The organism is Kitasatospora sp. NPDC051984, from assembly GCF_044593455.1.
In the GTDB taxonomy this organism is placed as follows: domain Bacteria; phylum Actinomycetota; class Actinomycetes; order Streptomycetales; family Streptomycetaceae; genus Kitasatospora.
Window position 1 is genome coordinate 64,215 of sequence record NZ_JBIUCB010000019.1, and the last position, 24,323, is coordinate 88,537.

Annotated in this window: 14 protein-coding genes and 1 pseudogene; 6 read left to right on the forward strand and 9 right to left on the reverse strand. The window is 73.0% G+C overall.

Going from position 1 to position 24,323, the window contains the following annotated elements; translation table 11 throughout:
• Positions 1 to 118: 118 nt before the first annotated feature.
• The gene (locus tag ACIHEI_RS28790; protein WP_396608709.1) at positions 119 to 1,321 is read left to right on the forward strand and encodes a C40 family peptidase; all 1,203 of its coding nucleotides are present in this window, start codon (positions 119 to 121) and stop codon (positions 1,319 to 1,321) included.
• A gap of 12 nt (positions 1,322 to 1,333) precedes the next feature.
• Here ACIHEI_RS28790 and ACIHEI_RS28795 read toward each other — a convergent pair whose 3' ends face one another.
• Positions 1,334 to 1,993 carry a DUF4232 domain-containing protein gene (locus ACIHEI_RS28795; protein WP_396608710.1) on the reverse strand — a complete coding sequence of 220 codons (660 nt, stop codon included), beginning with the start codon at positions 1,991 to 1,993 and terminating at the stop codon, positions 1,334 to 1,336.
• Between the two features lie 356 nt (positions 1,994 to 2,349).
• Between ACIHEI_RS28795 and hcp the strand changes: the two genes are divergently transcribed.
• A complete protein-coding gene (gene hcp / locus ACIHEI_RS28800; RefSeq protein ID WP_396608711.1) occupies positions 2,350 to 4,026 on the forward strand; it encodes a hydroxylamine reductase in 1,677 nt (558 codons plus the stop codon).
• Positions 4,023 to 5,033: a 2Fe-2S iron-sulfur cluster-binding protein gene (locus ACIHEI_RS28805; protein WP_396608712.1), complete on the forward strand. Its 1,011-nt coding sequence runs from the start codon at positions 4,023 to 4,025 to the stop codon at positions 5,031 to 5,033. The genes hcp and ACIHEI_RS28805 overlap by 4 nt, the downstream gene beginning before the upstream one ends.
• Positions 5,034 to 5,862: 829 nt before the next feature.
• Here the strand turns inward: ACIHEI_RS28805 and ACIHEI_RS28810 are convergent.
• From ACIHEI_RS28810 to ACIHEI_RS28820, 3 genes and pseudogenes are all read right to left on the reverse strand, one after another.
• Complete coding sequence (locus ACIHEI_RS28810; protein WP_396608713.1) at positions 5,863 to 6,264, reverse strand: hypothetical protein; 402 nt, start codon at positions 6,262 to 6,264, stop codon at positions 5,863 to 5,865.
• Positions 6,265 to 6,552: 288 nt separating this feature from the next.
• Positions 6,553 to 7,346, reverse strand: a pseudogene (locus tag ACIHEI_RS28815) (ABC transporter permease).
• A complete protein-coding gene (locus ACIHEI_RS28820) occupies positions 7,343 to 8,281 on the reverse strand; it encodes an ATP-binding cassette domain-containing protein (RefSeq protein WP_396608714.1) in 939 nt (312 codons plus the stop codon). Before ACIHEI_RS28820 ends, ACIHEI_RS28815 begins: the two are co-directional and overlap by 4 nt.
• 140 nt (positions 8,282 to 8,421) lie before the next feature.
• Here ACIHEI_RS28820 and ACIHEI_RS28825 point away from each other — a divergent pair, with 140 nt between their 5' ends.
• Genes ACIHEI_RS28825 through ACIHEI_RS28835 form a run of 3 tightly spaced genes read left to right on the forward strand, consistent with a single transcriptional unit; the run spans position 8,422 to position 12,850 of the window.
• Entirely contained in the window at positions 8,422 to 9,060 is a 639-nt protein-coding gene (locus ACIHEI_RS28825; protein WP_396608715.1) for a PadR family transcriptional regulator, read from the forward strand.
• Positions 9,061 to 9,113: 53 nt separating this feature from the next.
• Positions 9,114 to 12,032 carry a DEAD/DEAH box helicase gene (locus tag ACIHEI_RS28830; RefSeq protein ID WP_396608716.1) on the forward strand — a complete coding sequence of 973 codons (2,919 nt, stop codon included), beginning with the start codon at positions 9,114 to 9,116 and terminating at the stop codon, positions 12,030 to 12,032.
• Positions 12,029 to 12,850 (forward strand): SWIM zinc finger family protein, encoded by an 822-nt coding sequence (locus ACIHEI_RS28835; RefSeq protein ID WP_396608717.1) that lies wholly within the window; start codon positions 12,029 to 12,031, stop codon positions 12,848 to 12,850. Before ACIHEI_RS28830 ends, ACIHEI_RS28835 begins: the two co-directional genes overlap by 4 nt.
• A gap of 47 nt (positions 12,851 to 12,897) precedes the next feature.
• On the opposite strand, the gene ACIHEI_RS28840 is transcribed toward ACIHEI_RS28835, so the two are convergent.
• From ACIHEI_RS28840 to ACIHEI_RS28860, 5 genes are all read right to left on the reverse strand, one after another.
• Positions 12,898 to 13,299: a helix-turn-helix domain-containing protein gene (locus ACIHEI_RS28840; protein ID WP_396608740.1), complete on the reverse strand. Its 402-nt coding sequence runs from the start codon at positions 13,297 to 13,299 to the stop codon at positions 12,898 to 12,900.
• Between the two features lie 264 nt (positions 13,300 to 13,563).
• A complete protein-coding gene (locus tag ACIHEI_RS28845; protein ID WP_396608718.1) occupies positions 13,564 to 15,528 on the reverse strand; it encodes a PIG-L family deacetylase in 1,965 nt (654 codons plus the stop codon).
• 338 nt (positions 15,529 to 15,866) lie between these two features.
• A complete protein-coding gene (locus ACIHEI_RS28850; protein WP_396608719.1) occupies positions 15,867 to 16,196 on the reverse strand; it encodes a transposase in 330 nt (109 codons plus the stop codon).
• Between the two features lie 415 nt (positions 16,197 to 16,611).
• Positions 16,612 to 20,016 (reverse strand): DUF4132 domain-containing protein, encoded by a 3,405-nt coding sequence (locus ACIHEI_RS28855; RefSeq protein ID WP_396608720.1) that lies wholly within the window; start codon positions 20,014 to 20,016, stop codon positions 16,612 to 16,614.
• Between the two features lie 36 nt (positions 20,017 to 20,052).
• A complete protein-coding gene (locus tag ACIHEI_RS28860) occupies positions 20,053 to 24,075 on the reverse strand; it encodes an AAA domain-containing protein (RefSeq protein ID WP_396608721.1) in 4,023 nt (1,340 codons plus the stop codon).
• Positions 24,076 to 24,323 lie beyond the last annotated feature (248 nt).

Here is a 24,323-nt window from a genome sequence, read left to right on the forward strand (position 1 = left end):
CGGGTGGCAGAGTGGCCGGGTTCCGATCATCCGATGGATGTGCGGCGGCCGGTGGGTTCAGGGGGCCCGACCGGTCAGTGGTGCGTCCGGTGCAGTTGAACGAGGGCGGTGGACTCTCATGTCCCGTGGCACCTCCCGGTCCTGGCGAGCGACAGTGCTGGCGCTGGTCGTGGCGCTGCTGCTGACGATTGCCGCACCCGCGGTCGCCGAGCCGCTGCCCGTTCCGGACAACGAGACCGTCCAGGAGGCGGCCGACGGCGAGACGGCGGGCGAGCAGGCCGGCGAGGAGGCCGGCCAGTCGGTGGGGGAGGAGGTGGCCGGTGGCGAGGCAGCGGGGGAGGAGGTGGCCGGTCAGCCGGCCGGGGCGGCGCTCGACCAGTTGGGCAAGGACCTCGCCGAGGTCCGGCACGAGGCCGAGACGGCGGAGCAGCGTTCCACCGCAGCGGGCGTCCAACTCGAGCGCAGGAAGAAGGAGTCGGCGGACGCGGCAGCCGAGGCCGACCATCAGCGGGCCAGGGTCGAGGAGGCGGAGACGCAGGCCGCGCGGCTGGTCGCCGAGCAGTACCGCAACGGTCCGCTCGGGTCGCTCGGCCCGCTGGCCCGGCTGTTCCTCTCCGAGCGGGCCGAGGATTTCCTCGGCCACCAGCACCAGGCGTTCGAACGGTCCCACAGCGCCGCCGACGTGCTGAACGAAGTGCGCGAGGCCCGCGGACGGCTGGTGCTGGCGGCCGAGCAGGCACGGCAGGCCGAGGAGGCGGCGGCCGCCGCCGCGCAGGACTCCCAGCAGGCCGTGGAGCGGGCCCGCACTGCCGCCGCCCGGACCGCCCAGCTGCTCGACTCCACCCCCGCCGACCAGCTCGAACTGCTGGAGCAGCTGGACTACGACCGCGCCGACGAGTCCCGTCAGCAGATGCTCGCCGCAGGGGTGTTCGGCCCCGGTGGCAGCGCGTCCGAGGCCGGGCGCAAGGCCATCGCCTTCGCGCTCGGCCAGCGCGGCAAGCCGTACTTGTGGGGCGGCACCGGCCCCGACGCGTTCGACTGCTCCGGCCTCACCTCGCAGGCCTGGCTGGCGGCCGGCGTCCCCGTCCCGCGCACCAGCCAGGAGCAGTGGGCGGCGCTGCACCGGATCCCGCTGCGCGACCTGCGGCCCGGCGACCTGATCATCTACCAGAACGACGCCAGCCACGTCGCGCTCTACGTGGGCGGCGGCACCGTCGTGCACGCCCCGCACCCGGGGACGGTGATCAAGCTCGCGCCCATCACCATGCTCCCCATCCTCGGCGCGGTCCGTCCGGACCCCGAGTCCTCGTCCGCGTCCTGACCGGCTGCGGGCTCAGCGGGTGGCGGTGACCGGACGGACCTGGGTGTCCGGCTGGGTGGTGGTGCGGTGGTCCTGCGGGTTGGCGCCCTCCCAGTGGACGGTGAGGCTGCCGGTGTCGTTCGGCGGGGTCAGCACCATCGAGGTGACCTTGAACTCGGACTGGCCGCGCTGCCCGCGACCCCGGTACGGCTGGTAGTCGATCAGCACGTACGCCGTCCCGCCGGGCGGCAGCGTCACCTGCCGGGCCTGCGTCGAACGGGAGCGCGGCAGGCTCCAGGTCGTCCCGTCGCTCACCAGGTCGACGCCTGGGAAGCCCTGCATGGTGCAGGTGGCGGCGCTGCGGTTGGCCAGCTCGATCCGCTCCACCGCGGGCCGGTCCGCGGCCGACACCACCGAGCCCGCCGCCACCGTCGCCCGCAGGTCCGCCGCCGTGCACGGGCGCGTCCCCTTCGTGGCGGGCGTGGCGGGCGTGCTGGGCGTGGCGGGCGTGCTGGGCGCGTTCGCCAGGACGGGCGACACCGGGAGTTCCGCCGAGACGGGCGCCACCGGGGCGGTGGGCCCGGCGGGCGCGGCCGGGGCGACGGGGCCGGACGGCCGGTCGTCGGCGCACGCGGCGAGGGACACACCCAGGGCCGCCACCACGGCGGCGACGGAGAGCTGACGGACACGCATGATCTGTTCCACCCGTGATCTCGGCGGCCCCGCAGCGGGGCCGCGCCGAAACTGATGGCCGATCACCACTCGAACCCACCCCCGGGACCGGCACGTCCCCCATGCTGGCCCCCGCCGATCAACAACGGATCAACAGCGATCGGACGCCCGGCCCGGGAAGAATCGAACGGCTGCCACCGGCCGTTCGCGGCAAGGGACTTGCGGCCCGGCCGAGCCCGCCGAGAGGGGCCGGAAGGCCCGGGGCGCGGGGACGTACGGGACCTGCGGCGGCGCGGGCGGGGTTCGTAGCGTGGAGGCACGACCGTGCGTGGGGTCCGTCGGCCCCGGGGCGCGAGGCAAGAGTCCAGGAGGACCGCATGTTCTGCTACCAGTGCGAGCAGACCGACCGTACCGGGACGGTTCCCGGCTGCGCGGCCGCGATCGGCAACTGCGGCAAGGACGCCGCCACGTCCGATCTGCAGGATCTGCTGATCCACGCGGCGAAGGGCATCGCCCAGTACGCCGTGGAGGCTCGCACCCTCGGGGCGGCGGACGACGAGGCGTCGCGGTTCGTGCTGTACGCGATGTTCACCACGCTCACCAACGTGAACTTCAACCCGTCGCGGTTCGGCGCGCTGATCCAGCAGGCCGTCGCCCACCGCGAACGCGCCCGCGCCGCCTACGAGGAGGCCGCCCGGGCCGCCGGACAGGAACCGCGCGAACTCACCGGCCCCGCCGCCTGGCAGCCCGCCGACGACCCGGACGCGCTGCTGCGGCAGGCCGCCGAGGTGGGCGTGGACGCCGGCCTGGCCCTGGTCGGACCGGACGTGGTCGGCCTGCGCGCGCTGCACCTGTACGCGCTGAAGGGCATCTGCGCGTACGCCCACCACGCGCACGTCCTCGGCAAGGAGAGCGCCGAGGTGTTCGGCGGCGTGGAGAGCGCCCTCGCCCACCTCGCGGGCGAACCCACCGACGTCGCCGACCTGGTGGAGCGCGCCGTCGGCCTGGGCCGGCTCAACCTGGCCACCATCGAGCTGCTCGACGCCGCCAACACCGGCGCGTACGGCGCCCAGCAGCCCACCGCGGTGCGCACCACGCCTGTCGCGGGCAAGGCCATCCTGGTCAGCGGCCACGACCTGCACGACCTGGAGCAGCTGCTCAAGCAGACCGCCGACCAGGGCATCAACGTGTACACCCACGGCGAGATGCTGCCCGCGCACGCCTACCCGCTGCTGAAGGCCTACCCGCACCTGGTCGGCAACTACGGCGGCGCCTGGCAGGACCAGCAGCGCGAGTTCGCCGCGTTCCCCGGCCCGATCCTGATGACCTCCAACTGCATCATCGAACCGCACGGCAGCTACCGGCGGCGGATCTTCACCACCGGCCCCGTCGGCTGGCCCGGCGTGCGCCACCTCGCCCAGGGCGACTTCGGCCCCGTCCTGCAGGCCGCCCGCGCACTGCCCGGCTTCCCCGCCTCGCCGGAGGAGGAGCCCGAGCGGATGCTCACCGTCGGCTTCGGCGCCGACGCCGTGCTCGCCGTCGCCGACCGGGTCACCGCCGCCGTACGCAGCGGCGCCATCCGCCACTTCTTCGTGGTCGGCGGCTGCGACGGGCCCACCCCCGGACGCGACTACTACACCGACTTCGCGGTCGGCGCGCCCGCCGACAGCGTGGTACTCACCCTCGGCTGCGCCAAGTACCGTTTCAACGGGCATGACTTCGGCGACATCGACGGCATCCCGCGGCTGCTCGACCTCGGCCAGTGCAACGACACCCACTCGGCGATCCGGATCGCCGCCGCCCTCGCCGAGGCCTTCGACTGCGAGCTCAACGACCTGCCACTGACTCTGGTCCTCTCCTGGACCGAGCAGAAGGCCGTCGCCGTACTGCTCGCCCTGCTCGCCCTCGGCATCCGCAACATCCACCTCGGCCCGACGCTGCCCGGCTTCCTCACCCCGAACCTGGTGGACGCGCTGGTCCAGCGCTTCGACCTGCGGCTGATCGGCGACCCGGCAGCCGACCTCGCCGCCGCGCTGGAACCGGCCGCGAAGTGACCGATCAGCAAGTGGTGCTGACCACCACCGACGGCGCCCGGCTGGAGCTGAACTGCCCACCCGGCGGCACCGTCCTGGATGCGGCCGCCGAGGCCGGGGCCGCACTGCCCGCCTCCTGCAAGCAGGGCACCTGCGGCTCCTGCCACGCCACCGTCACCTCCGGCGAGTACGACCTTGGCCCGCACAGCGACCAGGCCCTCCCGCCCGACCAACTCGCCTGCCGCGGCGTCCTGTTGTGCCGCACCGTCCCACGCGGGCCGCTCACCGCCGAACTCCCGTACCCGCAGTCGCGGATCCTGTACGGCGGCGTACCGGAACGGCTGGCCGAGGTGGCGTCGATCACCACCGTCGCCCGGGACACCGTCCGGCTCGAGGTCACCCTCACCGACAGCCCCGACTGCCAGTTCGACGCCGGCCAGTTCGCCGAACTCGAACTGCCCGGCACCGGCGTCAAACGCGCCTACTCGCTCGCCAACACCGGCAACTGGGAAGGCCGGATGGAGTTCTACATCCGGCTCCGCCCCGACGGCGCGTTCTCCGGACCACTCGCCGAACGCGTCCGCCCCGGCGACCCGCTGACGGTCCACGGCCCGCAAGGCGCCTTCGGCCTCCACGAGACCGGGCTGCGCCCCCGCTGGCTGCTGGCCGGCGGCACCGGCCTCGCCCCCCTCCTCGCCATGGCCCGGCAGATGGCCGAGTGGCAGGACCCGCAGCCGGCCCGGCTGTTCCTCGGCGCCAACACGCCCGAGGAGCTCTTCGGGGAGGACGAGCTCAAGGCAGTGGCCGCCGAACTCCCAGCGTTCCGCCACGAGTTCTGCGTCCGCGAGCCCGACCCCACCTGGACCGGCCCGGTCGGCACCCCCGCCGACCTGCTCGCCGCCGCCCTCGCCGAACACACCGGCCCCGCCCCCGACCTCTACGTCTGCGGCCCCCCACCCATGGTCGACGCGGTCCGCCGCGCCGCCCCCGACTGCCAGGTCTTCCACGAACGCTTCCTGGCCACCTGAAAGCCCGCGGCCACCTGACGGGCCCGGCACCCACAGCCCGGGCCGTCAGGTGGCCGCAGGCACTCCAGGGCAGTCTCATCGTCGAGGGAGCAACGCCGACGAGCGCGGGGATGGCTGCCCGGCCGGTCCGGCTGGGAGGTGATCGGCCTGCTGCACCACGACTACGTTGCCGGACGCGGGGCGACGACCACCCACTTGGCATGGATGGCGAGGAGCTACGTCGGTCGGTCCGGCAGGCTGACCTGTCGTGGAATGCCGGCTCCCGGCTGCCGTTGGCGCGTTGAGCTGGAACAGGTCGCAGAAGGGGGAGCCTGGCAATGGCGGAGATTGAGATTCCCGGGCCGAAACGGGAGTGGGAGCCGGCCGTTCGGGGCCCCTACCCGGGCAGGAATCCGGCGCTCCAGCAGAGCCTGCTGGTCCTCGCCTCCCGGAACTACCGGCTCGTGGCGTGCTTGCGCGTGCCGATGGAGGCAGTCGTCCAGCGCCTGCGGCTGACGCTGGAACACGGCTGGGACGACCTCGGCGAGGTGGAGGGCGCCGGCTTCGGGATCAAGGGCGTCAAGTTCATGGTCAGCCGCTTGATGTATCCCGACCAGCTTGTCGAGCTCGCGGTGGAGCGCTCGTACGAGGACGTCGACGGCGCGGTCGATCTCTTTCTGGGTGTGCTCGGCGCCGACCGCCGTGCACTGTCCTACCTGATGGACCTGGAGACCGGCTGCCTGGAGCCGGTCGCCGGTCGCCGGTCCTCGCTGACCGCGCCGGTGCACGTCCGGCCTGCGCGGTTGGCGGACGGCCCGGGCGTCGGGCCCGGGGCGGTCCGACTCGTGAGTCAGGGAGTGGTGCAGACAGCGAAGGCGCGGATGGACTCGGTCTGGGAGCTGGTGTTGGTGCCCGCCACGATCCAGGAGTCGCCGTTCGGGTGGGAGTCGGTGAGGAAGATGTCGATGTCGCTGGTCGCGGCGCCACCGCCGATGGGTACCTCGCCGGGCGGGCAGGTCGCGGTGGCGAATGCGTTCCCGTGGGAGCCGGCCACGTCGACGAAGTCGCTGACGACCTGGTCGTACGTGGCCTGGGCCGAGCGATCCCCGGCGGCCGGGGCGTCGGGGGCGGCAATGGCGGGTTTGCCGGCAGGCTTGTCGACGGCCCCGGCGACGGCGGCGGTCGCGGCGCCTGCGGCCAGGACGCCGAGGGCGGCGAGGGCGATCAGGACGCGGGGCTTGGTGCGGGCCATGGCGGCCTCCTGAGGTTCTGGGTGGGGTGTGTCGGACGGGGACGGTCCCCGTCGAGCCCGATGCGTACCCGGAAGCCCGCCCGGCTGCGAGGACGGCCGCGGCGGTGACTCGGTCGGTGGAACACCGCTGCCTGGCCGGGCTAACAGGGCTGACGGCCAGTTGTGGTGGGGACAGCGGCGCGCGGTCGGCAGCCCGCGCCGCAGTAAGAGAGGCGAAGTGCGGACAGTGGCGGGCCTCGTGGTATTCGGGGTACCCCCGAGGGCCCGCCACTGTCCCCTGTCGGGCAGTTACCGGCTCAGGCCCCTGAAGCGCCGCACCGCGAGCGGGAGGAAGACTGCCGCCAGGGCCAACGGCCAGGCCACCGCCAGCAGTTCGGCGTGGGTCGTGGCCCAGGAGCCGTCCGTTCCGGGCGGGGTGCGAACAGGGTGCGGACTGCGGTGGCCGTGGCGGACATGGGGTTCCATTCGACGGTTGCGCCCAGCCAGGCCGGCATCGAGTCGGGGGAGGCGATGGCGTTGGAGAGGAAGCTGACGGGCCAGACCAGGATCTGGACGGCCTGTACCAGTTCGGGGCGGCCGGCGAGCATGGCCAGCTGGATGCCGATCCAGAGCATGGCGAAGCGGAGGAGCAGGAGGAGGCCCACCGCGCCCAGGGACGAGGCGGGGGTGCTGTGCGGGCGCCAGCCGATCGCGTAGCCGACGGCGAGCATGACGGTCAGGCCGAGGGCGGACTGGAGCATGTCCGCGATGCTGCGGCCGATCAGGACGGCGCCGGGCGTCATCGGCATGGAGCGGAAGCGGTCGATGATGCCCTTGCCGAGGTCCTGGGTGACGGAGAGCATGGTGGATTCGAGGCCGAAGGCCATGGTCATGGTGAGCATGCCGGGCAGCAGGTAGTTCTTGAACTCGCCCTCGACACCCCGGCCGCCGCCGATCAGGTAGTGGAACATCAGCAGCATCATCACCGGGAAGGCCAACCCGACGACCACCCGCACGGGTTGGCGTGCCCAGTGGGCGAGTTCGCGCCTGGTCATGGTCCAGGAGTCGGCGGTGGCCCAGTGGAGGTTCGTTACCGTGCTCATGCTGTCTCCGTCTTGGTCAGGTGGAGGAAGACTTCGTCGAGTGTCGGCCGCCGTACTGCGATGTCCTCGGCGACGATGCCGGCAGCTTCCAGGGCGCGCACGGCCTCGGTCAGGGCGGCCATCCGGTCGCGGACCGGGGCGCTGAGCAGGCGGCGGTCCTCGTCGACGGTGGTCTCGCCGGGCAACAGGGCGGCGGCGAGGGCGAGTTGGCCGGGGTCGCGGAGGACTACGTCGATGCGGTCGCCGCCGGTCGCGGTCTTCAGTTCGTCCGGGGTGCCCTGGGCGATGACCTTTCCGTGGTCGATCACCGCGATGCGGTCGGCGAGTTGGTCGGCCTCCTCGAGGTACTGGGTGGTCAGCAGGACGGTCGTGCCGCCGTCGACCAGGGAGCGGACCGCGTTCCACACCTCGGTGCGGCCGCGGGGGTCGAGGCCGGTGGTGGGTTCGTCGAGGAAGAGCACCTGGGGGTCGCGGATGAGGGAGGCGGCCAGGTCGAGGCGGCGTCGCATTCCGCCGCTGTAGTGCTTGACGGCCTTCGGGCCGGTGTCGGTGAGTTCGAACCGGGTGAGGAGTTCTGCCGCGCGGGCGGCGGCGCGGCGGGTGCCGAGGTGGTGGAGGCGGCCGAACATCTCCAGGTTCTGCCGGCCGCTGAGTTCCTCGTCGACGGCGGTGTACTGGCCGAGCAGGCCGATTCGCGAGCGGACCTCGGCGGCGCGGGTCAGGGCGTCGATTCCCGCCACCTGGACCCGGCCCGTGTCGGGGCGCAGCAGGGTGGACATGATGCGGACGGCGGTGGTCTTGCCGGCGCCGTTCGGGCCGAGGATGCCCTGGACGGTGCCCCGGTGGACGGTGAGGTCGAGGCCGTCGAGGGCCTGCTTGCGTCCGTACTTCTTCCGTAGGTCCTCGACGGCGATCGCCGGGTCGTGGTCGTTCAAAGCGTTCCCCTCCCGCAAGTGATCCAGGCAGTAGTGCAGTAATCAAACTTGACTAGCCTGGGACGGTAATCTGTTGCGCGCAGCTGGTCAAATTTGATTAGTCTGATCCCGGCAAGGTCTTGGCGAGTAAGGAGCCACTCATGTCCGCCATCCGGCTACTGGTGCTCGGCGCGGTCCGTCAGCACGGACGGGCGCACGGCTACCAGGTGCGCAACGACCTGGAGTTCTGGGGGGCGCACGAGTGGTCGAGCGCCAAGCCGGGCTCGATCTACCACGCGCTCAAGCAGATGGCGAAGCAGGGGCTGCTGGTCGCGCACGAGGTCGCGCCGAGCGCCGTCGGCGGACCGCCGCGGGTCGAGTACGAGATGACCGAGCAGGGCACCGCCGAGTACTTCGAGCTGCTGCGTGAGGCGCTGACCTCGTACGACCAGAAGCTCGACGTACTCTCGGCCGCCATCGGGTTCATCGTCGACCTGCCACGGGACGAGGCCGTCGCGCTGCTCCGGGAGCGGATCGCGGGGCTGGAGCGGTGGCGGGCCGAGGTCACCGGGTACTACGTGCCGCAGGACGGGCCCGAACAGCTCGGGCACATCGGCGAAATCATGAACATGTGGGTGCACTCGGCCGACAGCGAAGCGGAATGGACGCACGGCCTGATCGGGCGGATCGAGGGCGGCGCGTACACCTTCGCGGGGGAGGGCGAACCGTTAGTGGGGGTGCTCGCCGAGGGCGAGCCGAACCCGTACATGACCGGGCCGCACCCCGAGGATCCCCAGTAAGGGGCTTGAGGGCAACGGGAGTTGAGATCAGGGCAATGCAGGGGGCGGAACAGATGACGGGAATGCCGCGCGAGCAGGCGGAGCTGCTGGCGAAGTGCGCGGTGGCCTTCGAGCCGGGCGATCCGGCGCGCACCGGGAGGCTCGTGTACCGGTACGCGGGTGCGCGGCCGACGTTCGGCGAGCCCGGCGAGGCCGACCTGGTCACCGCCGACGGCGGCGCGCTCGCGGTGCGCCGCTGCCCGGTGCTGCGCCTGACCGTCGCCGAGGCGCTGCCCGCGCTCACCCTGGCCCGCCGGCTGCACCGCGAATCCAGCACGCCCAGCGCCGCGTTCTGGGGCGCCGCCACCGCCCTCGCCCTGCACCTCGCCGCGCGCGAACGGCTGCTGCCCGGCGTGTCCGAAGCCGGCTACGACACCTGGCGGGTCGGCCCGCTCGACCCGGAGGACGTCCGGCGCCTGCGCGAACTGGCCGCGGCGGCACCGGCGGAGGTGCTCGCCGTTCCGCTGCCCGTGCCGCCCGGTGGGCCGCTGCTGCTGCCCGACGTCGACGGGCTGCTGCGGTCCTTCGTCGACGCGGTCGCCGACACTCTGCCGCGCACCGCCGACGCACCCGCGCTGGCCGGCCGCCAGGCGTTTGCCGCCGTCGAACCGCAGTACGTGCCCCAACTGCGCGGCTGGGCCGAGGAGATCTCCGCCGGCCTCGACTCGGGAATCCGGCTGACGCTGCGCCTGGACGTGGTGTCCGGCGGCGGGGAGACCGGCCTGCGGCCGGTGCCGCAGGTGGCCAGCCTGGCGGAGACCGGCCTGCGGGTGGTGCCGCAGGTGTCCAGCCTGGCCGATCCGACCGTCCGCGCCGACGTGCACGAGCTGTTCACCGGGGTCGGGGCGGCCGGGTTCGGGCCCCGGGCGCAGGCCGACACCGTGCTCGCCCTGCGGCGGGCCGCCGACATCTGGCAGCCGCTCGCCCGCCTGCTGCCGGTGCCCTCCGCCGTGGAGTTCGCCGACCACGAGGTGCAGGAGCTGCTCGGCGACACCGCCGACCGGCTCGCCGCCCACGGCGTCGAGGTGCAGTGGCCCGAGCACGCCGTCCGCTCCCTCACCGCCCGTGCCGTCCTCGGCGGCGAGCGGGCCGCGCCCACCGACCCGCGAGGCTTCTTCGGCGGTGACGGCACGGTCGATCTGCGCTGGCAGTTCGACCTCGACGGAGAACCCCTCACCGAGCAGGAGACGGCCGAACTCGCCACCAACGAACGGCCGTTGGCCGTGCTGCGCGGCCAGTGCGTACTCATCGACGCCGACCTCGCCCGCAAGCTCCGCGAACGCGAGCTACCGCCGCTCACCGCCGTCGAGGCACTCGCCGTCGCCCTCACCGGGTACACCGAGATCGGCGGCACGCAGGTGCGGATCGCGTCCAGCCCCTGGCTGCTCGCGCTGCGCCGACGGCTGGCCGAACCCGACGGCGGCACCGAGCCGGTCGAGCCGCCCGCCGCGCTCGCCGCCACCCTGCGCGACTACCAACTGCGCGGCCTGCGCTGGCTGGACCGCCTCACCTCGCTCGGCCTCGGCGGCTGCCTCGCCGACGACATGGGCCTCGGCAAGACCGTCCAGCTGATCTCGCTGCACCTGCTGCGCCAGCAGCACCCGGACAGCGCCGGCCCCACCCTCGTGGTCTGCCCGGCCTCCCTGCTGGGCAACTGGCAGCGCGAGGTGGAGAAGTTCGCGCCCGGCACGCCCGTCCGCCGCTACCACGGCCCCGACCGGACGCTGGACGGCGCCGACTCGGGCTTCGTCCTGACCACCTACGGCACGATGCGCCTGGACGCCGGGCGGCTCGCCGCGCACCGCTGGAGCGCGGTCGTCGCGGACGAGGCCCAGCACGTCAAGAACCCGCACTCCGACACCGCGAAGGCGCTGCGGCTGATCCCCGGTGGCGCACGGATCGCGCTGACGGGCACCCCGGTCGAGAACAACCTCTCCGAACTCTGGGCCGTCCTCGACTGGACCACCCCCGGACTCCTCGGCGCCCACGGCCAGTTCCGCCGGCGCTGGATCGCCGCCATCGACGCCGAACGCGCGAAGTGCCAGGCGGAGTCGGGGGAGTGCCAGGCAGAGCCGGGGGAGTACCAGGCACAGTCGGGGGAGTACGGGCCCACCGCCGAGCGGCTGGCCGAACTGGTCCGGCCGTTCCTGCTCCGCCGGAAGAAGTCGGACCCGGGCATCGCCCCCGAACTCCCGCCGAAGACCGAGACCGACCGCCCGGTCGCCCTCACCCCCGAGCAGCGGACCCTGTACCAGACCCAGGTCCGCGAGGTCATGGCACAGATCGCGGCCACCGACGGCATCGCCCGGAGCGGACTGGTGCTCAAACTGCTCACCGGCCTGAAACAGATCTGCAACCACCCCGCGCAGTTCCTCAAGGAACCGGCCGGCACCCCACTGGCCGGCCGTTCCGGAAAGCTGGAACTGCTCGACGAACTGCTCGACGCCATCATCTCCGAGGGCGGAGCAGCGCTCGTCTTCACCCAGTACGTCACCATGGCGCGGCTGCTGGAGGCACACCTGCGCGAGCGCGGCGTTCCCACGCTGCTGCTGCACGGCGGCACCCCGGTGCCGCGGCGGGAGGAGATGGTCCGCCGGTTCCAGGACGGCGAAGTGCCGGTCTTCCTGCTCTCCCTCAAGGCCGCCGGCACCGGACTCAACCTCACCCGCGCCGACCACGTCGTGCACTACGACCGCTGGTGGAACCCGGCCGTGGAGGCGCAGGCCACCGACCGCGCCCACCGCATCGGGCAGACCCGCCCCGTCCAGGTCCACCGGATGATCGCCGAGGACACCGTCGAGGACCGGATCGCCGCCCTGCTCGAAGCGAAGAAGGGCCTGGCGGACGCGGTACTCGGCGCCGGGGAACAGTCATTGACGCAGCTGACCAACGAAGAGCTGGCCGACCTGGTCGAACTGAGGAGTGCGGGATGAGCGGGAACGACACGGGCGCACGGGGCTTCCCGGCCTTCACCGCGCGCCGGGGCAGCCAGGTACGCGGCCAGTCCTGGTGGGGCAGGGCCTGGGCGGACGCGCTGGAGGACACCTCCCTCGGAGAACGCACGTTGAAGAAGGGCCGGGCCTGCGCGCGGACCGGCCGGCTCGGACCGATCACCGTCAGCCCCGGGCGCCTCTCCACCACCGGCCACGAGGGCGACACCCCGTTCACGACGGTGCTCACCCTGGAGCAACTCGACGAGGACGACTGGGAGTTGCTCTGGGAGAAGGCCGCCGACCGGCCGGACGTCATCGAGCAGCTGCTCGCCGGAGACCTGCCGCCCGACCTGCTGGAAGCCGCCGAGGACGCCCGGGTCCGGCTGCTGCCCGGCTACGGCGACCTGGAAGCGGACTGCGACTGCGACGCGTTCGACCACCCCTGCGAGCACACGGCCGCGCTCTGCTACCAGCTGTCCTGGCTGCTGGACGACGACCCGACGCTGCTGCTCCTGCTGCGCGGGCGCGGCGCGCAGCAGGTGCGGGAGGAAGTCCGGGCCGCCGTGCTGATGCAGGCGATCGTCGGCAGCCTGGGGGAGGAAGAGGCGGAGGTCGAGCTGCCGGACGGCACGCCGGCCGAGGAGGTGTTCGGCCGCCGGCCGGCACCGCTGCCCGACCTGCCGCCGCTGCCCGCCCCGCCCGCCCGGCAGGACGCGGCCGACCCGCTGGAGCGGCTGGTCGCCGACGCGGCGGTGCGGGCCCGCGAACTGCTGGCGTACGCCCACGGGTTGGACGACCAGGCCGGTGCCCCCGGGTGACTACGGCCGGGGCGCTTCAGTTGCCCACTCCAGGTCGTGGACGGCCGTCAGCCCGCCCGGCGCAGGTGGCGGGGGCCGGCCGGGCGGGGTTGCGGACAGCGTCGGCGGCGCCGACAGCACGGACCGCTCTCGCCGATCGCGTTCAACGGCAGGACCATCACGACCACTGCGGACGGCTGTTCGTCCCCCTCCCCGGCGGCCGGGGTCTCGTGACGGCTCCCGTCCGGCTGATCGAGCCCGCTGCCGGGAACGGCTCGTGCGGCGCGGAGGAACCATTCCAATCGCGAGGACCCCAGGCCGAGCGCCTCCGCGAGCTGCTGGACGGAGCGGCGCTGCGGTCGGCGTACCCGGCCCCGCTCGATGTCGCTGATCGTCCTCACACTCACCCGGGAACGCCGGGCGAGTTCCTCATGTGTGAATCCCACTTCACGACGGAGCGCCCTCAGCATGCCCCCGAATGCCGAATCCCCTTGTTGTGCCTTCGACACGTCACCCCCCAGAATCTTGGTGATGCATGGGAGCGATCCCACACGGATCGGGAGCGTAGCAGCACCTAATGTCCAGGTCAGCCGCGACACGCGCCACTGGTTCAGCAAGGAACAACGGGACGTGACGGCCTCTCAGCAACGGTGAGAGCGCTCCCACCGGCGCTTCCGCGGACCCGGCCCGCCGGCCGGTCGGGAAGGTGCCCGACCGGTCGGCGGGACCGGCGGTCACAGGGGCATGGCCTGCCAGCCGCCGAGGCTGGTGGGCGTCGTGCCCGTGCGGTAGTAGACGCGGCCGTCCGTGCCGATGGCGAAGACGTACAGGACACCGGCGCCGTCGACGAGGGCGGTCGGGTAGTCGAGGACGGTGCCGCCGAGGTCCTGCCAGGCGCCGTAGCCGGCGTTCGGGGCGGTCTGGGCGGTGGTGCTCACGCCGCCGCCGCCGTTGCGTTCGAACAGGACGACCCGCCCGCCGAGGTTGGCCATCGCCGGCTCGCCCACGCCCTGGTGGCCGCCGAGGCTGGTCGGGGACTGGCTCCACGGTCCGCCGGGCTGGGTCTGGTAGCTGACGAGCATCGCGCCGGTGCCGGCCTCGCGGTAGGCGAGTTCGATGCGGCCGTCCTGGTCGAGCGCGGCCCTGGGCGGGCTGGCCGGCCGGGAGTTCGGGATCGGGCCCGGGCCGTTGAAGGCGTCGTTCGGAGCGGTCTGCCACCAGTTGACGACCCCGTCGCGGGTGCTGGCGAAGACCTCGATCCTCCCGACGCCGTTGCGGATCGCGGTGACCGGGTCCTGGATGTCGGTGCCGTGCAGGTCGTCCCAAGTGGTCGTCCAGGCGCCGTTCGGGCTGGTCTGCCGGATCGCGCTGAGGCCGCCGCCGCCGTTCTTGACGAAGAGCTCCAGCCGGCCGTCCTGGGAGGCGACCACCGCGGGGACGCCGACCTGGCCCGCGTTGCTGAGCCCGGCGTTGGGGTTGCCGAGGTCGGCCCAGCTGTCCCGCCACACGCCGTTGGGCGTGGTCTGTGGGACGGAGACGATGTGGTGGTCGGTCAGGCGGCGGGCGAAGACCTCCATCCGGCCGTCCGCGTTGGTGCCGACGGCGATGCCCGGCGCCAGCCGCCCGCCCGGGTCGGCGAACCGCGCCGGGCCGCCCCAACTGCCGTCTCCCTGGCGCCAGTACGTGTAGAGGGAGCCCGCCCGGACGACGAAGACCTGCGGCCGGCCGTCCTGGTTCAGCCCGGCCCAGGAGGTGCCCCGCGACCAGCGGTAGTACATCCGGGAGAACCAGGCGGTCTCGTAGTTCCCCGAGTGGTCGTGGCTGGCGTACTCGGAGACGAACACTCCCTTGGCGCCGACCGTCGCCGGGTCGAGGTTCACCGGGCAGTCGCTGATGTTGTAGTCCCGGTAGTTCACCTGGATCAGCGAGCCGCCGTACTGGCTCGCCGCCATGCCTGCGAACTTCGCGGCGGAGACGTGGTCCGAGTGGTCGTCCTTGTAGCGGGTGTCCGGGAGTTCGTCCTGGGCCCGGAGCACGGTCGGCTGGTACGTCACCATGATCTGACGCAGCACCTCGACGACGTCCGCCGCCGTGTAGGCCGACGGCCCGGACAGCGGGCTGTCCTTCGGGACGACCGTGGTGTCGGTGCCGCCGTTCAGCACGTTGGCGAGCCCGGCGTCGTGCAGGTTGAGGAAGATCAGGTGAACCGACCGGTCCCTGAGCATGTACCGCTCGACCTGCTTGCCCGCGACCGTCCACGCCTCGACCACCCAGTGCCCGATCTCGTCGGTCGCCGGGTCGTTGTCGCCGACCCCGCTCATCCGGGAGTAGGCGTTGACGGCGCCCATCTGGCGGTTCCAGGTGCGCAGCGGGTCGCCGGCCGGGTCCCAGCAGCCGCCCGCGCACGGGTCGCCGGTGATGTTCCCTGCGGTGACGAACACCGTGACGGACGGCGTGCCGTTGGCGAGGGCGTTGGACAGGTCCGGGTTCATGAACAGGATGTCGTCGTCCTCGTGGGCGACGACCTGCATGAACAGCGGCCCGGAGCCGGCGGCCATCCGCGCGGCCGTACCCGTGCCCGTGCCCGTGTCCGTGGCCGTGGCCGCGGAGGCGCGGGTCGTGTTCCCCTTGGCCAGGACGGGTGCGGCGAGGGCGGTCAGCGCGACGGAGGTGAGGAGTTGCCGTCGTCCGATTGCCATGTGATTTCCCCTCATTCGAGATTCGAGGTCGGCAGGTGATCACGCCAGGACGAGATTGGCGGATTGCCGGGCAGGAAGTGCCCGGGACGGTATATCGCAAATCCCGTCAGGCGCGACAGTCGACTGACGTACGATCAAGCCACTCCGGCTGTTTCTCGCCGATCTTGCCTGTTCAGTGCGTCTTCTGCTGGAACTTCCCCATGGTTTCCGCCTGATGTTCCTCCTGGCGGAATGCGGGCCGAAGGTGATTGCATGGCGGATGGCGAGCGGGCTCCGAGATTTCTCGGCGCATTCCCGGGCCTCCTCCTCCGGGAAACGGGTCGCCGTCATTTTCTTCGTCACGCGAACCATGCGGGCAAAGGGTTTCTCCGCGCCCGGCGAAAGGACTCCTGCGCACGTCGCCCACCGCCCGCCGGGGGGCTGCCGAGGTAGCCGCCGCCGACCCGGACCAGCGCCAGCAGGTGGTGCGCGGCGGCGACTCGGCCGAGCAGCACCCGGGCGGCGGCGCGGTCGCCGATGTCCGCCGCGGTGACCATCACCCCCAGCGGCAGGCCGAGGGTTTCGACCATCGCGTGCCGCTTGCGGCCGTTGACCCGTTTGCCGCCGTCGAGGCCGCGGCTGTCAGGGCCGACGACGGCGTCCGCCTTGGCCGACCGGGAGGCGATCACGCCCGCGCTCGGCTCCGGATCCTGCTCGGCCCGCGCACCCCGGCAACGGCAGCAGCGGCCTCTGCATCCGACACCTCCTCCTGGCACCCACCAACGAAGGCTGGTACGTCCCCGCCGAACTTGAGACACGAGTACGACAGACGACGTGTGTCTCAAGCTCGTCGGGTGCGCGTGACGCGGACCGTCGGCCCCCGACGAACTCGCGGGTGGTGGAGGGCCTCGTAGCCGACGACGAACCGGCGGACCGTGCGCAGGCTCGGCTCCCGGGGCGGGCGCGGGGCGCGGTCTTCGGCGGGCGATGGCGCCGGCTTCTCGGCCTACCGAACCTCGGTGGGCGGCTGCTGAAGCTCCTCCTCGGCGGTGGTCGTGGTCATGGCAATCTTCCCGGGGTGTTGGTCGAGAGGGTGGTGGGGTGTCACCGCGTGGTCAGTTCGGTGAGGTCGGCGATCACCTCGGAGGCGATCACCGGGTCGAGCTCGGCGAAGGTCGGGAAGGTGCGGTTGTGGGTCCGGTAGTCGCCCGGGCGCCTGTCGAGCCACACCGTTTCCAGTCGCTGCTCGGGGTAGGAGTCGTGGGTGCCGACGGCGATGCCCTCGTCCGGGGCGATCACTACGTAGAGGTCGGGCCCGATCCGGCGGGACAGCCAGCGTTCGATGCCGTTGTCCTGAGGCTCGCCGCGGCGCCAGCCGCGCCGTTCCATGCCGACCAGGCGGGCGGTGGGCAGCACCGGGCCGTTCTCGAAGCGGGTCAGGCGGTGGCCGGCCCGCTCCTCGTCGGTCAGCGCGTACACCGGGCGGCCGAGCTGACGGAACGGCTGCCGGATCTCGTGGTGGGCGAACAGCTCCGACCAGTCGGCGAGGCCGTCGCCGAGCAGGAGCGGGTGCGCCAGCCGGACGGAGGCCGTGGCCGTCAGCGCGAACGCCTCGTTCCGGACGTCCGCCAGGGTGCGGTCCTCGGCGAGGCGGAACGCCGTCACCCTGCCGTCCGTCTCGGACAGCCACACCAGGCGGCGCACCAGGTGCCACAGCAGCGGATGCCCGATGTAGAGCTGGTCGAACTCCTGTGCCGTCCAGGACCGCCCGGTGACCATCGCCTCCTCCAGGCGCCGGATCTGGTCCCCCGCCACCGTGCGGACGTCCTTCTTGAGCGCGGCGAAGCGCTTGCGCTCGGCGGGCGCCAGCTCGGCGTCGTCCCGCGCCCCCGGGGCGGGCAGGTCCTTGCGGCGGGTGCCGGCCGCGTCGAGCACGTACGGCTTGAGCTGCTCGTCGAAGCCGACCGTGAACGTCCGGGTGCCGTAGTCGATGACGGTGGTCCCGTCGGCGTCCAGCCCGAAGTCCGGGACCAGGCGGTCGGACAGCTGCTCCCCGGTCAGGCCGAGCCCGGCCGCCACCTCGGAGATCTTCTCCTGGGCCCGGGTCTTGAGCGCCTTGAACTTCACCCGCTGCGCGATGCCGTGCAGATGCAGCAGAGCCACGTCGGTGCCGATGGCGGCCAGCACCTCCAGGCCGTCCACCGCACGGTGGTGGGCCCCCTCGCCCGGCCAGGCGCGGAGCACCGGCGTCAGCCGGCGGACCGTCCCGTCGTCACCGAACCGGCCGAGCACGTGCAGCGCCCAGCCATCCTGGGCGGGCATGCCGGCCAGCCGCCACTGCTCGAACACCGCCCAGCAGAACTCCGTCAACGACTGCGGCTCGCACAGCCCGGCCACCTCGTCGAGGCCGGGGTAGAACGCCTTGGGGCCGGACAGCGCGAGCATGGTGAGCACGTGCCGCACCGCCTCGGCGGGCAGGGCGCCCTCGCCGCCACGCAGCAGCAGCTGCGGCAGCGTCACCGGCTCCGCCCAGTCGCAGGGCGGGGGCAGCTTCGCCGGGAGCGCCGTCACCAGCGGGTCGGCCGACAGCAGCGTGCCCACGGCCTCCTCCGCCTTCGGCCCGAACTCGCCGGCCACCGCCCGCACCGCCGCCGCGCCGTGCGCCTCGGCGATCACCCGCAGGGCCTGCTCGGCGCCGAGCCGGGCTGCCCCGGCCTTCCCGAACGCGGCGGGCACCAGCAGCCGGGCCGCGTCCACGCCGTGCCGGACGAACCAGGAACTCGCGGTGTTTCCGGCCGACTTGAGGCGCACCAGCCAGTCCGCCATGGTCTCGGCCACCCGGGCGTCCAGGTACGGAAGCAGCAGGGGCGCGAGCGTGGCCGGGTTCCTCATCGCCGCGGCCAGGATCGGTTCGAGAGCGTCCGTCCCGAAGCGGGCGGCGACCCGGCGCAGGTCGTCCCCGGCGTACCCGACGCGCTCACCGACGCTCCAGTGCGCGATCAGGGGCCGGGCCAACTCCTCCTTGCCGTGCACGAACAGCCCGAGCTCGGCGTACTGTTCGCCGTGCAGCCGCAGGGTCTCGGGCTGCCCGATCCTGGCCCGGATCGTGGCCGCGACCCGCTGCCAGTCGTCGTCCGACCAGTGCGTGTACCCGGGCCTGGAGATCACCGCCCACGCCTCGCGCTCACCCGGCAGCCACCGCATCTGCGGTTCCTGCGGCGTGGCGAGGCCGGTCAGCGCGCGGGGCTTGCCGGCGGAGCGCGGCCGCGTCCACGGCGGGCTGGCGAACAGCTCCGGCAGCGAGTCGGGGCCGACCTCCGGCACCCGCTCGCCGAGGTCGGTGAGCGGCTCGACCAGGGCCGCCTGCTCCGGCGTCAGCTCCGGCAGCAGTTCGAGCGCGGTCGCGCGGTGAACCGCGACGTGGCCGGTGAGGAGCTGCCGGGCGAGCTGCTGCGTGGCCGGGTCGGTGGAGGCCACCGCGGCCTCGGCGAGCAGGCGCAGGGCACGCCGGGGGAAGCGGCGGACGCCGGCCAGCAGGGCGGCGCGGGTGGACTTGATGCCGTCCTGCTGGGCCAGCAGCCCCCGGAAGCCCTCGTCGGAGGGGAGCTCGGCGAGCGCGTCCAGGATCCGCTTCCTGCCGTCCTTGTGGTGGTAGCTGGTGGTCAGGTCGTGCAGCATCACCGGTGCTACGCCGCCGCCGAGGCCCTCCACCACGGTCGCGATGATCTCGGTGGACCAACCGTCATAGCCCAGGCTCGGCAGCGGGGGGAGCTTCTCCAACGGTTCCGCCGAGGAGAGCGAGCACAGCAGCATCGACCACTCGACGCCGTCCAGTCGGGAGCCCGACGCGACGCACTCCTCGACCCAGGCGGTCTCGGACGGCACCAGGTACGCCGCCACCACCAGGCGGGTCAGGTCGTTCCGGCAGCCCGTCAGGGCCTCGACCGCCGCGCGGTGGGTCTCCTCGTCACAGTCCGCCAGCAGCGACCGGACCCGGTCCGCGGCGGGACGGTACCTGCCGCGCCTCTGGTCGGCCCCGCGCCGGGCGCGGGGGTGGACGGACATCTGGTTGTTCCAGTCGGTCTCGACAGCCGTCGTGAACAGCTCGACGGTGGCCCTGGCCGCGAACGGCAGGCCGAACTCCGCCACCCAGGCGTCCACGGCCACGCCGACCTCGTTGCAGCGGGGATACGAGAACATGGCGGCGAGCACTGCCGCACCGAGCGGGTCCCGGCTGCCGGACCGGTGGGCGCGGGCGGCCGCGACCAGCTCCGGGTCACTGTGCTCCGAGGTGAGCGCCTGCTCCAGCCAGTCCCCCCTCTGCCGCAGCCCGTCGCGGTACGAGGTCACCGGGCTCTGCCCCGGCGCGGCCGGCTTCCGGGGAATGCCGCCCCGGCGCGGGATCAGGGCCCGACGCCAGGCGTCCGGCATGACGAAGACGTCCTCGTCCTCGGGGCCGACGGCCTTGTCCGAGCCGCCCTCGACGAACTCCGAGCGCCGCACAGCCACGCCCCTCTCCTCGAACTGATGATCAGGAGACGAACGCTAGCGAGTTCCACCGACAAGCCCCTGGCCGACTGCCCCCGAAGGCCAGGCGGTTCGGTCGCGGATGTGGTCGAACTCCTCGACCTCGCCGGACAGGACGTCGAAGTGGGGGAGTGGGGCCCACAGGGTCCGTTCCCCGATGACGTAGAGGCGGTGTTTGGCGCGGCTGGCGGCGACATTGAGCAGGTGTGGGGTGCGGGCGGCCCAGCCCCGGGCGCCGGGCCGGCCGCCGCCGAGGACGAGGATGACGACGTCGGCTTCCTTGCCCTGGGCCCGGTGGACGGTGGCGCAGCGTTCGTCGAGGACCTCGAAGGTCCAGCCGGGGCGATCGCCGCAGATCTTCTTGCACTCGGAGACGAGTGAGCGGAAGGGGGCGATGATGCGCAGCCGGGTGAGGTCGATGCCGTGCTGGTGCAGGCGGTCGAGGACGAACTCGAAGGCACGGCGGTCGCGTTCTCCCCAGGGGGCGTCCGGTGGCCGGGTGGGGTCGTCGGTGTTGAGCCAGCGGCTCGGCAGCAGGCCGTCGCGTTCCTCGTCGGGGAAGGCCTTGCGTGGCGTGCCGTAGACCATGAGGCCGCCATAGGCGACCTCGTTGCTGATGGTGAACATCGGCTCTCCGCAACGGCGGTGGACGCGCAAGGGTGAGCCGACCCAGACGTGTTCGTCGTCGCCGTCAGGAGCGGGCAGATAGGTGCCGTAACGGTTGGTCCGGTCGGCGACGGCCTGGGCGGAGGTGGCCGAGGGCAGCCACTGGTCGTCGACGCCGTAGGCACCGAGCAGCCGGCGTTGCAGGACGGTGGGCATGGTGACGACGGGTTCGAGCTGGAGGGGGTCGCCGACGAGGACAGCGCGGCGGGCGCGCCACAGGGCGCCGACGGCGGCCTGCGGGGTGGCCTGGCCGGCTTCGTCGACGAGGACCCAGCCGATGGTGCCCTGGCCGAGACGGGCGAACATGCTGCCGATCGAGGAGAAGGTGGTGGAGACGACCGGGATCAGGAGGAAGAGGGTCTGCCAGGCGCGCTCGACCTCCTCGTCGGGGATCGGCCCGTTGGTGTTCGTCATCAGCTCCATGAGGACCTGGAGGTTCCCGTGGACCTGCTTGGCTGCCCCGGCGACGAGGGCGCGGTGCAGGTCGAGGGCACGCAGGAACAGGTCACTGCGGGCGGTCGACCAGGCCTCGTCTGACCATGGCGAGCCGAGTTCCTGCTCGGGCTCGTCGAGGTGGAGCCAGTCGAGCGGCAGGGAGGGCAAGGTCGATGCGGCATCCCGCAGTTGGCGGTGGCGGACGCTGAGGTCGGCGACGGCGGCGTCCAGGTCGCGCCGGGCCGCCGTCGCGGCGGTGCGGGCGGCCGCGAGGTCGGCGGTGGCCGCGTTCTCCCGGGCGAGGGCGGCCTGCTCGCGGGTCTGTGCGTTGGCGAGTGCGGTCGCGGCGTCGGCGACCACACGGTCGGCGTCGGCGTGGAGCCCGACGGCCAGGGCTTCGGAGCGGACGGCGTCGGCGACCTGCTCCACGGCGTCGTCGAGGGCGCGGCGCTGCTGGACGAGCAGGTCCAGGATCTCGGCCTGGGTGCGGTCGCGATGCTGCTCGGCGGCCTGCCGGTCGGCCGTGCTCTGCAGCAGTCGGCGCAGACCGCCGCGCACACCGCGTTCGACGGTCGGGGGAGCGTCGTAGCGGGTGGTCAGCGCGTCCACGTACTCGCGGTGGTGGGCGGCCCGTTCCCGCGCGCCGGACAGCCGTGCGCGGGCGGCTGCCAGCTCCTGGCGGGCTGCGGGTACCAGTCCGCCGGCCGCGCGGAGCTCGGCCTCGGCCGTCGCGGTGGCGGCACGGGCGGAGGCGACGGCGGCGTTGGCCGCAGCCAGGCGGGTCACGGAGGTGGCCACCCGTTCGTCGGCCGGCGCGATCGCGGCGTCCAGATCCGTGATCCGCTGCCGGGCGCGCGGGGATTCGACGGCCTCCAACTCGGTGGCCAGGCGGGTTCGTTGACCGCGCAGGCGCTCCACCTCGGCCTCGGCCACGCGGAACGCGGCGACGGCCTCGCTCCACGACGGTACGGGCCGGGCCGGGGCTGCGGTCGTGGTCGGGGCCGCGGTCGCGGCAGCGCCGGCCCCAGCGGCCGGGCGCTGTCCGGGGGTTGGCGAGTTCGGCGGGATCCAGCTGCTGAGGATTGCCTTCATGCCGCTGAGCGGCGGCAGTCCGGCAGCGGTGCGGGCGTCGGATTCGTTCTCCGGCAGGCGGCCCCACCAGAACCGCTCGCCGAACTCCTTGCGGTTGGTCTTGTTGCCGAGTACGGCTGCCACCAGGCCCCATGCCGGAGCGCCGCGGAGGAGTGCCGAGGCGAGATCGGAGAAGTGGTCCGGGCCGCCCCGCCAGGGCTCGGCGAGCGCGTCCAGCCCCGGCAATTCCGCAGTGATGTTCTCCACCGCGCCGTTGTTGGAAGAGGTGACCACGATCTCGAACCCGGTCAGCCGCGGGTCCAGCCGGGCGACGTAACGCCGGTGCTTGCCCTGCCGGTCCAGGCCCCGCCAGGCACGGCCGGTGAATGCTTGCCCGGGTCGGTCGAAGCCGGCCATCACCGTTGCACGCTCGACCACCAGGGCGGCCACCAGGTCGCGCAGCATCGTGGTCTTGCCGGTGCCCGGCGGACCGTTCACCGAGAACAGCCCGCCCTCGGTGCCGTCGCGGTCGGCGAGCATCCGGTCCACGGCGAACTGCTGGCTCAACGCGAGAGGAAAACGAGCCGGTGAGGGCCACCGCCCGGCCGGAACCAGAGCCGGAGCCACCCCGGCCAGGACGGCCTCGCGCACCTGCCGTACATCGGTGCGCGCCGCCATGTCCACCGAGCCCTGTTCGGTCAGGTAGGCGTCCAGCGCAGGCCCGAGCCCCTGGCCGGCCGCCGCGCGCACCCGGGCCAGGTCGGGCGGAAGAAGGCTGTTCAGGAACGGCGCGGCGGCGGCGACCTTTGCCCGCGGATCACGCGGACGGTGGACCAGTCGGCTACGCACGCGGATCACCCGGGGACGCAGGTGTGCTTCCACCCCGCACAGGTCCGCGATCTGCGCGGTCAGTGCCACCAGGTCGGCAAGACCCACAGGCCGGGGACCCGGCGCATCCTCCCCGGCTGACGGGCCAGGGGCGGGTGCCGCAGGGGCGGGTGCCGCAGGCACGACGGAGGAGCCGCGCTCGGTCTGGCCCGGTCGGCCGTCGTCCGCGCACTCCGGTGCGACACGGCGGGCAGCAGCCCAGTCGGCGGCGCGCCGTACCAGCGGCTCGGTCGCGCCCTTCAGCGCGGCGCCGGCGACCTCGCCGAACAGTGCCCCCACCGCGCCCACGGCGGCGCCACCCAGGATCTTGGCCAGCAACTCCCGCCATCCGGAGGCCGTCGACGCCGGTGCGGGAGCCGCCGGGGCTTGCGGGTCGGGCTGGTGCTCAGGCACCGGTCCGGAGCCCGAGGTGTAGGGAACCGGGGTGGCGGCCAGCGTGTCGATCGCGCTGCCGAAGGCGTCATTCAGGTCCTCGAAGCCGTCCAGCCACTCCGGCACGGACGGTCCGGGATCGAAGAGTCGACCGGTCGCCCACGCGCACGCGGAGATCACCGAGGTGTCTTCGATCGGCCGGCCCTCTTCGTCCAGGACCAACGCGAACATCGCACTCTGCCCCGGCAACACCAGCTCGGCCTGCGGTACCCCGGGATCCGGGTCGGTTCCTTCGGGCAGCATCGCGATCATTGCCTGGCGCAGCAGCTCCAGGTCGAAGACGCCCCCGTACACCTCGTGGCGCCACATCTTGCCGTACGGGGCCCGGCGCTTGGCGGTGTCCGGGTGCTGCGGATCCCACGGCAACGGCAGCCGTTCCCGGCCCGGTTGCGGATTCGTGTCGACGACGTACTCGTCCGCGGGTCCGGAGCGTGCAGCGCGGCGCCGGCGCGGCGGCGCAGGGATGGCCGGCGGGCTGAACAGCTCGATCGCTCGCCAGCACTCCAGCAGGGCCTCCCGGCGACGGTCCTGCGCGTGTCCGCTCCGCACCCACTGCCCCCGCGTTGAACGTGCGGCATGTGGCCGCCCCTGTGTCGATCAGCTGCTTGCCGAATCTACCGGACGGTCACTGGGCCGATCGTCGCGTGTGGGCCGTTGGTCCACCGTGCGAGGGCCTGCTCTCGTCGCCGGCCGCACCCCTGCCCGCCGAACGACTGCCAGTCCTGTGCCCCGACCGGCGCTCCGCGTGGGTGGCGGCGCGTTCGACGCGGGCCTCGACGGAGCAGGGGGGCGAGGGC